General features: G+C 59.6%; 11 protein-coding genes and 2 tRNA genes. 11 read left to right on the top strand and 2 right to left on the bottom strand.

The genetic code is table 11. The annotated features are described in order from the left end of the window. Positions 1 to 104 precede the first annotated feature (104 nt). The gene (locus AAEZ08_RS22445) at positions 105 to 1,367 is read right to left on the bottom strand and encodes an OmpP1/FadL family transporter (RefSeq protein ID WP_015277741.1); all 1,263 of its coding nucleotides are present in this window, start codon (positions 1,365 to 1,367) and stop codon (positions 105 to 107) included. A gap of 196 nt (positions 1,368 to 1,563) precedes the next feature. Next, entirely contained in the window at positions 1,564 to 2,409 is an 846-nt protein-coding gene (locus AAEZ08_RS22440) for a sulfurtransferase (RefSeq protein ID WP_003283959.1), read from the bottom strand. Between the two features lie 141 nt (positions 2,410 to 2,550). Here AAEZ08_RS22440 and rnd point away from each other — a divergent pair, with 141 nt between their 5' ends. The 11 genes from rnd (at position 2,551) to AAEZ08_RS22385 (ending at position 12,268) form a co-directional block, all read left to right on the top strand. After that, positions 2,551 to 3,675 (top strand): ribonuclease D, encoded by a 1,125-nt coding sequence (rnd, locus tag AAEZ08_RS22435; protein ID WP_003283961.1) that lies wholly within the window; start codon positions 2,551 to 2,553, stop codon positions 3,673 to 3,675. Further along, positions 3,672 to 3,965, top strand: a complete 294-nt coding sequence (locus AAEZ08_RS22430; RefSeq protein WP_003283962.1) for a YcgL domain-containing protein — start codon at positions 3,672 to 3,674, stop codon at positions 3,963 to 3,965. The genes rnd and AAEZ08_RS22430 overlap by 4 nt, the downstream gene beginning before the upstream one ends. A gap of 91 nt (positions 3,966 to 4,056) precedes the next feature. Further along, positions 4,057 to 4,464, top strand: coding sequence for a hypothetical protein (locus AAEZ08_RS22425; RefSeq protein ID WP_058064146.1), 408 nt, complete (start codon positions 4,057 to 4,059; stop codon positions 4,462 to 4,464). A gap of 123 nt (positions 4,465 to 4,587) precedes the next feature. Next, the gene (locus AAEZ08_RS22420) at positions 4,588 to 5,037 is read left to right on the top strand and encodes a YcgN family cysteine cluster protein (protein WP_003283965.1); all 450 of its coding nucleotides are present in this window, start codon (positions 4,588 to 4,590) and stop codon (positions 5,035 to 5,037) included. Positions 5,038 to 5,110: 73 nt separating this feature from the next. Beyond that, positions 5,111 to 6,331 (top strand): M61 metallopeptidase family protein, encoded by a 1,221-nt coding sequence (locus AAEZ08_RS22415; protein ID WP_003283967.1) that lies wholly within the window; start codon positions 5,111 to 5,113, stop codon positions 6,329 to 6,331. A gap of 49 nt (positions 6,332 to 6,380) precedes the next feature. Then, positions 6,381 to 7,397, top strand: coding sequence for a low-specificity L-threonine aldolase (ltaE, locus tag AAEZ08_RS22410; RefSeq protein WP_058064148.1), 1,017 nt, complete (start codon positions 6,381 to 6,383; stop codon positions 7,395 to 7,397). Positions 7,398 to 7,568: 171 nt separating this feature from the next. Continuing rightward, positions 7,569 to 10,193, top strand: a complete 2,625-nt coding sequence (alaS, locus tag AAEZ08_RS22405; RefSeq protein ID WP_500125138.1) for an alanine--tRNA ligase — start codon at positions 7,569 to 7,571, stop codon at positions 10,191 to 10,193. Positions 10,194 to 10,326: 133 nt separating this feature from the next. Next, entirely contained in the window at positions 10,327 to 11,565 is a 1,239-nt protein-coding gene (locus AAEZ08_RS22400) for an aspartate kinase (RefSeq protein ID WP_003283973.1), read from the top strand. 181 nt (positions 11,566 to 11,746) lie between these two features. Then, positions 11,747 to 11,932: a carbon storage regulator CsrA gene (gene csrA, locus AAEZ08_RS22395; RefSeq protein WP_003283978.1), complete on the top strand. Its 186-nt coding sequence runs from the start codon at positions 11,747 to 11,749 to the stop codon at positions 11,930 to 11,932. A gap of 61 nt (positions 11,933 to 11,993) precedes the next feature. Then, positions 11,994 to 12,084, top strand: a tRNA-Ser gene (locus AAEZ08_RS22390). Between the two features lie 110 nt (positions 12,085 to 12,194). Beyond that, a tRNA-Arg gene (locus AAEZ08_RS22385) sits at positions 12,195 to 12,268 on the top strand. The last annotated feature ends 2 nt before the right edge of the window (positions 12,269 to 12,270 follow it).

Here is a 12,270-nt window from a genome sequence, read left to right as displayed (position 1 = left end):
ACGACAATGCCCCTATCGACCGATAGAGGCATTGTCTTCACCTTGCACTCAGACTGCTAGGTTTTCACACAGTCTGGAACCGGGGCTTTTATGTCTTTGCTACGTTAGAAACGGTAGCTCAGGGCTGCGCCGAAGCCGTGGGCGCTGTTTTCGTAGTCTGCGTAGTATGTGCCGCGAGTCGGGCTATCCCGACGAACCTTGGTGTCTTCTTCCCATAGATAGGAATAGGCCAGATCGACGGTGATGTCGTCAGTCGGGTTCCAGCCCAAGCCGAAGCTCACGGCGGTACGATCCCCGCTCGGAATGCGCGGCGAACGATCCACGTTGTTGGTAGGGCTCTGGTCGAAAGCCAGGCCGGTACGCAGGGTCCACTCGCGGTTCAGCTTGTACGATGTACCGATGGCATAGGACCAAGTGTCATGCCATTCCTGATCTTCCACGATTGGGTTGAGCGGGCCGGAGGGCAGACCATCATTTTCGATGACGATCGCTTCGAAGCGGCTCCAACGAGTGAGCATTGCGCCTGCGTACAGTGTCCACTGGTCGTTGAGCTCGTGCGTGACAGAGATGTCAATGGACTCGGGCGTCGTTAGATCCAGCGAGGCATCGTACTTGCCCCCAAGTGGAGTTTGGCTGAAACCTTCTTTCAGCTTGGTATCACCTTCAAGGGTGTATTCGACTTTCGAACGGTAGGTCAGGCCCATCCGGGTGTGGGGGGTGAATTCGTAAAGGATGCCGGCATTGAAACCTACAGCGGTGTCGTCACCCTTAACTTTCACGCGCCCGTCGGCCGCTCCCAAGAAGGTCGCGCTTTGGAGCTCTCCGTCGACACGGTTCAGGGTTGGGCCAAAACCAACGGATAGTTTTTCATTGAAGCGGTAGCTAATCGTCGGCTGAACCGTGATTACTCGGACTTCGCTGTAGTCACCGTGATAGCGACCCTGATATCCGCTTTCGTAGTCGGTGATCATGCCGAATGGCACGTATAAGCCCACGCCGACGGCCCACTTGTCATCGATCGGCTTGACGTAGTAGCCCATCGGCACCGCAGTGAACGGGACCATATCGCCATCGTTACTGCCGCCAACTGGCGTGCCTAGCGCTGTGGTGGCAGATGTGTTCTTGATCTCCGTCTTCGCATGAATCGCCGCCAGACCGAAGCTGACTTCTTCGCGCTTGAGGCGAGACATGCCGGCTGGGTTGCCAAACAGGGTGGTGGCGTCGTCGGCGGAAGATGAGCGGCCTGCGAACGAGGTGCCCATGCCGCTGATGCTTTGTTCATTGAGGGCAAAACCGGCCGCCATGGCCTGGGTGGACAAGGCGCCTACGGCTACCGCGAGCGCGGTCTTCAACCATGTTGTTTTCATTGTTCTACTACTCCGGGATGAAAGCGGGTCGGAACCTAGCAACTTTTTCGGACAGGTAGCAAGACAATGAATTGCAATTTTTCGTAAAGATGACGACTAACGGTCGTGAAAATAAATGCAACTTCGGTGAAAACCCTGTGGACGTATTCTGACTGGCGAGCCACGCTGTGCGCAGGACACAGCGGTCTCGCCGGTATCAGGCCCGGGGCCGGCGTGGGTCGGTGATCCATTCGCTCCAGGAGCCCGGATACAGCTTCGTCAGTGGGTAACCCGCTAGACAGAGCGCGAACAGGTTGTGACAGGCGGTTACGCCAGAGCCGCAATAGGCCACTGCGGTTCGTGGTGATTTGCCGTCTAGCAGCAGATCGAATCTGTCGCGTAGCTGCTCCGCATCGAGAAAGCGGCCATCACTACCCAGGTTTTCGCTGAAGGGTGCGCAAACGGCACCGGGAATATGCCCGGCGATCGGGTCTATGGGCTCGACCTCACCGAGAAAGCGGGGCAGGGCGCGTGCGTCGAGCAGCGTCAGCTCGGGGCTATGCAGGTGTTCTTGCAGTCGCGCTGCATCGATGACCATGCTGTCGTCTGCATTCCCGTCGAAATGGCCTGGTTCCACGACGGGCGTGGTGCTTTCCATTGGCAGCCCAGCTTCCCGCCAGGCGTTGAGGCCCCCGTCCAGCAGGTAGACGTCTTCACGCTTGCCCAGCCACAGCAGCAGCCACCATGCCCGTGCGGCAAATGCACCAGGGCCGTCGTCATAGAGCACCACTTCGCTTTGCTCGTCGAGTCCCCATCGACGCAGGCGAGTCAGCAGCTGCTCAGGATCCGGCAGCGGGTGGCGTCCGGTGGTGCCGGGGAGCACCGGGCCGGAGAGGTCTTTTTCCAGATCGGCGAACTGCGCGCCTGGAATATGCGCGTCCTTGTAACTACGTTCACCATAAGTCGGATCTTCCAGGGCGAACCGGCAATCCAGAATCAACAGGTCGCGGGCGTGCAGGCGCTGGGCAAGCTCAGCGGCGGTTATGAGTTGGGCCAGTGGCATCGGTGCGGCTCCAGGCGGATTGATCGGCCAACACTACCAGCGTAGGCGCCGGCCATGAATGCCCCGGCCGGTCGGGTGCTCGATATATACTGCGCGCCTCGTTCGGCCGCGCGCCGGTCGTCAGCCGAAAAGGAGGGCCGTGTGGCCATCGAAACTCAATGGGTTTTGGATGATGAGCATCTGACCCGCCTGTGCGCCGAATGGCGCCAGCTGCCCTATGTGGCAGTGGATACCGAATTCATGAGGGTTGATACCTTCTATCCCATTGCCGGGCTGGTGCAGGTCGGTGACGGACGGCGCGCTTATCTGATCGACCCGCTTAGTGTGCGCGACTGGTCCGCGTTTGCTGGTGTACTGCAAGACCCGGCAGTGGTGAAGGTGCTGCACGCCTGCAGTGAGGATTTGGAAGTGCTGCTGCGCCTGACCGGCAGCCTGCCGCTGCCGCTATTCGACACTCAGCTGGCGGCTGGCTACCTGAACATCGGCTTCTCCATGGGCTATTCGCGGCTGGTGCAGGCGGTACTTGGCATCGAGTTGCCCAAAGGTGAAACGCGTTCTGATTGGCTGCAGAGGCCCTTGAGCGAAATGCAGGTGCAATATGCTGCCGAGGACGCCCAGCATCTGGCTGAACTCTACGAAGCGTTGCTGCCGAAGCTGTCCGATGACAAGCGCGCCTGGGTTCTGGACGATGGTGCGGAGCTGGTAGCCAATCTGCAGCGCGAGTCCGATCCGGACGAGGCTTATCGCGACGTAAAGCAGGCCTGGCGACTCAAGCCCCAGCAGCTCGCGGTACTTAAAGTGCTGACCGCGTGGCGCGAGCGCCAGGCCCGCATCCGCAACCAGCCGCGAAATCGTGTATTGCGCGAAGCCAGTCTCTGGCCGCTGGCGCGTACTCAGCCACGTGATCTTGTGACGCTCGCGCGAATCGAAGACATGCATCCGCGCACCGTGCGGCAAGACGGGGAGGTGTTGTTGGAAATGATCCGTCAGGCTGCGGCGACGCCCGAACAGGACTGGCCGGCCCCGCTGCCGGAGCCATTGCCCTTGGAGGTGTCGTCCGTACTGAAAAAGCTGCGGGCGGTCGGTCAGAGTCAGGGGCAGGCGCTGGACATTGCGCCGGAGCTGATGCTGCGCAAGAAAACGCTCGAAGCGCTGCTCAAAAGCGGCTACCCGGACGGTCCTTATCACCTGCCTGACTCGCTGCGCGGCTGGCGCCGTGATCTGATGGGGCAGGCCTTGCTCGAAGTGCTGGAAAAACGACCATGAAACTCATCTGCTCCATCTACAAAAGCCCACGCAAGGACGGTATGTACCTTTACGTGGAAAAGCGTGAAGCGCTCAAGCGCGTGCCTGAAGGGCTGCTTGCTGCATTCGGCCCGCCACAGCTCGCCTTCGAAATGGTCCTGACACCTGCGCGGCAGCTGGCGCGCGAAGATATTGCGACAGTCCTTTCCAACATCCAGACGCAGGGTTATCACTTGCAGATGCCGCCGGCCGAGGACGACTACATCGAACACTTGCCTGAGGAGCTGCTGCGTCGTAATGATCCGATGTGACGGTCAGTCTGTCGGCTCTGACCGACGACAAGGTTTGGTGTGTTGAACGGAGCTATCTTCTTTTGACTGCACATGCATAAGGAGACGCCTGATGAAAACGCGCACCTGGATCATCGGTTCGATCATGGCCGGCCTAGCGATGTCCGCCAGTGCCGAGCAAGCCCCTGCTAATGACAGTGATGCCTGGCAACAGCACTGGCAGAAAATGCAGGAATACCGTCAGTCCTGGCAGTCTGCGAAGACGCCGGAAGAGCGGCAGAAGTTGCGAGACGAGCATTGGCAAAGTATGCAGTCCGGCATGGGGGCCATGGGTGGTTGCCCGATGGGCGGACCCGGAGCCGGTATGGGCAAGCAGGGCGGTAAGGCGATGCAGGGTGGTATGGGTGGTGGCCGGATGATGGGCGCGCCAACGAAGGAGATGTTGGATATGCGCATTCAGCACATGGAGCAGATGCTCGAGCAAATGCGTAGCCATCGGCAGATGCTCGATAAACAATGACCCAAGTAGGCCGTCCGCCGCCCCGGCGGACGGTCACCGCTACAACCGCATCCGCCTGCCGGCTATTGGCCGGATATCCGCCAGTAGCTAGACTTGCCCGTTTTATCGGTAGTGGCATCCACCATGGCAGCAAAAGTCGAACCCTTCTGGAAGCGTAAAGCTCTTGCCGAGCTCGACCCTGTTGAATGGGAGTCCCTGTGCGATGGATGCGGCCTCTGCTGCTTGCAGAAGCTCGAGGACGAGGAAGATGGCACCGTGTATTACACGCGCGTCGCCTGCAAACTGCTCGACCTGAAGACCTGCCAGTGCAGCGACTACCCCAATCGACGTGCCAGCGTGCCGGACTGCATTCAACTGAACGCCTCCGATGCATCGCAGTTCAAGTGGCTTCCGCCAACCTGTGGCTATCGCCTGGTGGCCGAGGGCAAGGATCTGCCGCTCTGGCATCACTTGGTTTGCGGTGATCGCGAAGCGGTGCATGTCGAGCGTATTTCCCAGGCGGGCAGAATGTTGGCCGAGGGCAGCGTGCCTGAGGAGCACTGGGAAGATCATCTGATTTTTCGTGCCGGTTGAATCTAAACTTCGTTCGCATCGTCTCAAGATCAGCGCACCCCTCGCGCTTATCCGATCCGTGGAGTTCTCTTCGATGCTTGCTCGACTGCTGTCGCTATTTGTCCTTGTCCTTTTTCTTGGCGCTCAGGCACAGGCAGCCAAGCGTGTCGATCTGGACTATCACGTTCGCTTTCTGCCTGAAGAAGATCAGGCTGTGGTGCAGTTGATCCTGGAGAAAGGTGAGGTGGTTCGGCGCCTGGATTTCAATCTGGGTAAAGAGGGTTACTACAGTGACTTCGAGGCGGACGGTGATTGGCAGCAGGAAACCCCGGAGCGGGGCACGTGGAGGCCATCGGAGGGCAAGTCGCGGCTGAGCTACCGCGTACGCATCAGCCACCCGCGTAGTAACGGACGCTTCGATGCGCGGATGACCAGTGATTGGGCGTTGTTTCGCGGGGATGACCTGGTGCCCGCTGCTCGGCTGGATCAGGTTGATGGCGTGACCCTCGTTTCACGCATCACCTTCGAGCTTCCCGAGGGCTGGAAGAGCATCGAAACCGGTTGGCCGCGCATCGGTAAGAACCGTTTTCGTGTGGATAACCGCGAGCGCCTGTTCGATCGGCCGACCGGTTGGATGTTGGCCGGTAAGCTCGGTACCCGGCGCGCCAGGCTCGGAGAAACGGACGTCACCATCGCTGCGCCGGTTGGCGAAGGCGTCCGTCGGATGGATATGCTGACGATGCTGACCTTCGTCTGGCCGCAAGTGCAGAACGTATTTCCCCGCGATCCGGCAAAGCTACTCATCGTTGGTGCTGGCGACCCTATGTGGCGGGGCGGGCTCTCTGGTCCCAACTCCCTATACATGCATGCCGACCGCCCGATGGTCAGCGAGAATGGCACCAGCTCGTTGGTGCACGAGCTGGTTCATGTGTTCAGCCGTATCAAGGATAGGGATCGTAGCGACTGGATCAGCGAAGGCCTGGCGGAGTATTACGCTATCGAGCTGGTGCGGCGTGCTGGCGGCATGAGCGAGGACCGTTACCAGGCAGTGCGTGCGCATCTGACCAAGTGGAGCCGCAAGGTCGACAGCCTGCGCACCGAAAATTCTACCGGGCCGGTGACTGCCCGCGCGGTGCTGCTATTGCAGGACCTGGACAAGGAAATTCGTCAACGCAGCAAGAGCCGCCATTCGCTCGACGATGTCAGTCGTGGATTGATGCGCATGGATACGGTCAGCACCGATGACTTCATCGAAATGACCGAGACGCTGCTAGGCGGCGGCTCGAAGGTGCTCAACACCCGTCTGTTGCGCTGATCGCCGTGTGGCACAGTCGCTGTCCCGAGCCGTTTCCCCTGGAGAGCTAATGACCCTCATCGATCTGCGCAGCGATACCGTTACCCAGCCCACTGCTGAGATGCGCGAGGCAATGCTTCGCGCCGAAACCGGCGATGATGTCTTTGGGGAGGATCCAACTGTAAGCCAGCTTGAGCGTCAGCTTGCGGGGGATCTGGGCTTCGCTGCGGGAATGTTCGTGCCGTCCGGCACCATGAGCAACCTGCTGGGTTTGATGGCGCACTGCGAGCGGGGCGACGAGTACATCGTCGGGCAGCAAGCCCACACCTATAAATACGAGGGTGGCGGTGCCGCCGTACTTGGCTCGATCCAGCCTCAGCCCATCGAGATGGAGGCGGACGGCACGCTGGACTTGGAGCGCGTTGCGGCGGTCATCAAGCCGGACAATTTCCACTTTGCTCGCAGCCGCTTGCTGGCGCTGGAAAACACTATGCACGGCAAGGTCCTTCCTCTGAGCTATCTGGCGGCTGCGCGGGAGTTCACTCGTCAGCACGACCTGGCCTTGCATCTTGACGGTGCACGGCTGTTCAACGCTGCGGTGAAGCTTGGCTGCGATGCCCGCGAAATTACCCGTCATTTCGATACGGTATCGGTGTGTTTGTCCAAAGGCTTGGGCGCGCCCGTTGGCTCGGTGCTGTGCGGCAGTGACGTATTCATCGCCAAGGCCCGGCGCCTGCGCAAGATGGTAGGCGGCGGCATGCGCCAAGCGGGCATTCTCGCTGCCGCTGGCCTCTACGCGCTGGAGCGCAATGTCGAGCGCCTGGCCGATGATCACCAGCGAGCAGAACAGCTTGGTAGCGGCCTGGCAGCACTCGGTTTTGCGGTCGAGCCGGTGCAGACGAACATGGTCTACGTGGCGATGGGTGAGCAAGCAACTGCGCTTACTGCGTTCTGTGCGCAACGTGGCATCCGCCTGGTGCCAGCGGCGCGACTACGACTGGTCACACATATGGACGTGCATGATGAGCATGTTCAAGCAGTGCTGAGCGCATTCGCCGAATTTGCCGAAAACATCGCTCGTAGTTGACGTCGAATTGCTTGATTCAATCGGCTTTATCCCCTATACCCGGCGCGCTGGCCCGATATAATGCGGCCCTTTGCCGGCTATCCGTTTGGGTAGTTGCGAACCGGCTTTCGGTGGTCCCGCCTCGCCGTGTCGTTTTGCAGCCGTTCGGCCGCAGTCCTCTGGAAGAAATCTATGAAAAGCGCAGAAATCCGTGAAGCCTTCCTCCGCTTCTTCGAAGAGAAGGGCCACACTCGCGTGGCCTCCAGTTCGCTGATTCCGGCGAACGATCCGACCCTACTGTTCACCAACGCCGGTATGAACCAGTTCAAGGACTGCTTCCTAGGCCTGGAGAAGCGCGCCTACACCCGCGCCACCACCAGCCAGAAATGCGTGCGTGCCGGCGGCAAGCACAACGATCTGGAAAACGTCGGCTATACCGCGCGGCACCATACGTTCTTCGAGATGCTCGGCAACTTCAGCTTCGGCGACTATTTCAAGCGCGACGCCATCACTTACGCCTGGGAATTCCTCACTTCCGAGAAGTGGCTGAATCTGCCCCAGGAAAAGCTCTGGGTCACCGTCTATGCGAGCGACGACGAGGCCTACGACATCTGGACGAAGGAAGTCGGCGTGCCGGCCGAGCGCATGGTGCGAATCGGTGACAACAAGGGCGCCCCATACGCGTCTGACAACTTCTGGGCGATGGGCGACACCGGCCCGTGTGGTCCCTGCACCGAAATTTTCTTCGACCACGGCGAGCACATCTGGGGCGGCCCGCCCGGCTCGCCGGAGGAAGATGGCGATCGCTACATCGAGATCTGGAACAACGTCTTCATGCAGTTCAATCGCACCGCTGATGGCGTCATGCATCCGTTGCCAGCGCCGAGTGTGGATACCGGCATGGGGCTCGAGCGCGTCAGTGCGGTCCTGCAGTACGTCAACTCCAACTACGAAATCGACCTGTTCCAGAGTCTGCTCAACGCAGCGGCGGACGCCATCGGCTGCACCAACGAAGGCCAGGCTTCGCTGAAGGTCGTCGCTGACCATATCCGTTCCTGCGGCTTCCTCATCGCCGACGGTGTGACCCCGTCCAACGAAGGCCGTGGCTATGTGCTGCGCCGCATCGTTCGCCGTGCCTGCCGCCACGGCAACAAGCTCGGCGCCAAAGGTAGCTTCTTCCACCGTATCGTTGCCGCTCTGGTTGCTGAGATGGGCGACGCTTTCCCTGAGCTCAAGCAGCAGCAGGCGCATATCGAGCGTGTGCTGAAGAACGAGGAAGAGCAGTTCGCCAAGACCCTGGAGCAGGGCCTGAAGATCCTCGAGCAGGACCTGGCGGGCCTCACCGGCACCGTCATTCCAGGCGATGTGGTGTTCAAGCTTTATGACACCTACGGTTTCCCGGTCGATCTGACCGGCGACATCGCTCGCGAGCGCAATCTGACCCTCGACGAAGAAGGCTTCGAGCGTGAAATGCAGGCCCAGCGCGAGCGTGCGCGTTCGGCCAGCGCCTTCGGCATGGACTACAACAGCCTGGTCAAGGTGGAGGGTGAAACCCGCTTCATCGGCTATCAGGGCACTTCGGGCACCGGCAAGGTATTGGCCCTGTTCAAGGAAGGCATGGTGGTCGACAGCCTGAGTGCCGGGGAGCAGGGCGTTGTGGTACTCGACCAGACGCCGTTCTATGCCGAATCTGGCGGTCAGATCGGTGACTGTGGTTATCTCGAAGCTCAAGGCTTGCGTTTCGATGTTCGCGATACAAGCAAAGCCGGCAGCGCCTTCCTGCATCACGGCATCGTCGACAGCGGCACGCTACGCGTAGGTGCGGATGTCGAGGCGACTGTCGACGCATCTGTGCGCCAGGCGACTGCGCTCAACCATTCGGCAACCCACCTGCTGCATGCCGCGCTGCGCGAAATTCTCGGTGAACACGTCAGCCAGAAGGGCTCGCTGGTGGACAGTCAGCGCCTGCGCTTCGACTTCAGCCACTTCGAGGCGATCAAGCCCGAGCAGCTCCGTGCGCTGGAAGATCGTGTCAATGGCGAGATCCGCCGCAACTCTGCCGTGGAGATCGAGGAAACCGATATCGATACCGCCAAGGCCAAGGGCGCGATGGCGTTGTTCGGTGAAAAGTACGGCGACTCCGTACGGGTGCTGACCATGGGCGGAGGGTTCTCGGTCGAACTCTGCGGCGGTACTCACGTGAGCCGTACCGGCGACATCGGTCTGTTCAAAATCACCAGCGAAGGTGGTGTGGCTGCCGGCGTGCGGCGGATCGAGGCAGTCACTGGCGCACCGGCACTGGCCTATCTCAATGCGGCCGAGGAGCAGTTGAAAGAGGCGGCCAATCTGGTCAAGGGCAGCCGCGACAATCTGCTCGACAAGCTCGGCGGCATCCTCGAGCGCAACCGGCAGTTGGAAAAGGAGCTCGAGCAGCTCAAAGCCAAGGCGGCCAGTGCTGCGGGTAACGACCTTGCAACCTCCGCGGTCGACGTCAAGGGTGTGCGCGTCCTTGCTGCGCGCCAGGATGGTTTGGACGGCAAGGCACTGCTCGCACTGGTCGACCAGCTGAAGAACAAGCTGGGCAGCGCGGTTATCCTTCTGGGTGGCGTTCAGGACGACAAGGTGGTACTGGTCGCTGGGGTGACTCAGGATCTGACTTCTCGCCTGAAGGCTGGTGACCTGATGAAGCAGGCCGCGGCGGTTGTGGGCGGCAAGGGTGGCGGCCGTCCGGATATGGCGCAAGGAGGGGGCAGCGAGCCGGCAAGGCTGGACGAAGCGCTCGCGTTGGCTCAGCCATTCGCAGAGCAGGCGCTTTGATCGCTAAGGTCAGGTTTTGTTGAGGCCCTCGGCGCGAGGGAAGACGATCCACGATTGGTGGTGGGGCGTTTTTTGGCGGTTTTCGGGGTTGTATGTTTAATGATCGCCCTTCAGGGGCTCTAGGCGGCTAACAATGGCTTTGATCGTACAGAAGTTTGGAGGCACCTCGGTCGGCACCGTCGAGCGGATCGAGCAGGTGGCCGAGAAGGTCAAGAAGTTCCGCGAGGGTGGTGACGATATCGTCGTGGTCGTTTCCGCAATGAGTGGTGAAACCAACCGCCTGATCGATCTTGCCAAGCAGATCAGCGATCAGCCGGTCGCCCGAGAGTTGGATGTGATGGTCTCCACCGGCGAGCAGGTGACCATCGCCCTGCTGGCAATGGCGCTGATCAAGCGTGGCGTCCCTGCGGTGTCCTACACTGGGAATCAGGTACGGATTCTCACCGACAGTGCGCATACGAAGGCGCGCATCCTCCAGATCGACGCGCAACGCATTCAGCGCGACATCAAAGCGGGTCGTGTTGTTGTTGTGGCCGGATTCCAAGGTGTTGACGAGAAGGGCAACATTACCACCCTGGGTCGTGGTGGTTCCGACACAACTGGCGTGGCCCTGGCGGCGGCGCTAAAGGCAGACGAGTGCCAGATCTATACTGATGTGGACGGTGTCTACACGACCGACCCTCGAGTGGTGGCGAAGGCCCAGCGGCTGGACAAAATCACCTTCGAGGAAATGCTGGAAATGGCTAGCCTCGGCTCCAAAGTGCTGCAGATCAGAGCAGTCGAATTTGCCGGCAAGTACAGCGTACCGCTGCGGGTACTGCACAGTTTTCAAGAGGGTCCGGGAACCCTCATTACCCTTGATGAAGAGGAATCCATGGAACAGCCCATCATTTCCGGCATCGCCTTCAATCGTGACGAGGCCAAGCTGACTATCCGTGGGGTGCCTGATACGCCCGGTGTGGCCTTCAAAATACTCGGGCCGATCAGCGCCGCGAACGTCGAAGTGGACATGATCGTGCAAAACGTCGCGCACGATAACACCACCGACTTCACCTTCACCGTGCATCGCAACGACTACAACAACGCGCTTCAGGTTTTGCAGGGCATCGCTGCGGAAATGGGTGCTCGGGAAGTAATTGGCGACACCGACATTGCCAAGGTTTCTATTGTCGGGGTCGGTATGCGCTCACATGCTGGTGTTGCCAGCCGAATGTTCGAGGCGCTGGCTAAAGAAAATATCAACATTCAGATGATTTCCACGTCTGAGATCAAAGTCTCGGTAGTCATCGAGGAAAAGTATCTGGAGCTTGCTGTGCGTGCTTTGCACACCGCATTTGAATTGGATGCACCAGCCAGCAATACTGCGGAATGACTCGCAGAAGGCGCGCTAGCACGCGCCTTCTGTCGTATTGGGCTGGGCGTAAAGGAACTTTAGGTTGCCGCGCGCGGGTCAATAGCTGTTGAAAGGCTCTAGCTTCATGTTTTACGGATATTTTCCGTATTTATCTTTGCAGACTGTTTACTGAACTGAATCCGTTTTTAAGGAGAAAGGAATGCTGATTCTGACACGCCGGGTTGGAGAAACCCTGATGGTGGGTGACGATGTGACTGTCACTGTGTTGGGTGTGAAGGGAAACCAAGTACGTATCGGCGTCAATGCGCCCAAGGAGGTGGCGGTGCATCGCGAGGAGATTTACCAACGGATCCAGAAAGAGAAGGATCAGGAACCAAGCCACTAATTTTTCTGTGATTTTTGGTTTGCAAACGGGGTAAAGATGGGTATGATGCGCCCCGTGTTGCGGAGAGGTGGCCGAGTGGCCGAAGGCGCTCCCCTGCTAAGGGAGTACACCTCAAAAGGGTGTCGGGGGTTCGAATCCCCCCTTCTCCGCCATTTTGTGTTCTAGGGTTTTGGTTCTCGCGACAGCCTGCTTTCATCTCAGAAAGCGCTTCGGCAAAGTGCTTGACCGTCGATCTCAACTCCCTATAATGCGCACGCTCAGCGCACTCATAGCTCAGCTGGATAGAGTACTCGGCTACGAACCGAGCGGTCGGAGGTTCGAATCCTCCTGAGTGCGCC

Origin of the sequence: Pseudomonas sp. E45-MNA-CIBAN-0222 (assembly GCF_040310405.1) — a bacterium.
Taxonomy (GTDB): Bacteria; Pseudomonadota; Gammaproteobacteria; order Pseudomonadales; family Pseudomonadaceae; genus Stutzerimonas; species Stutzerimonas stutzeri_AC.
Note: the sequence above shows the minus strand (reverse complement) of the source record. Positions and strands in the feature narration are given on the sequence as shown.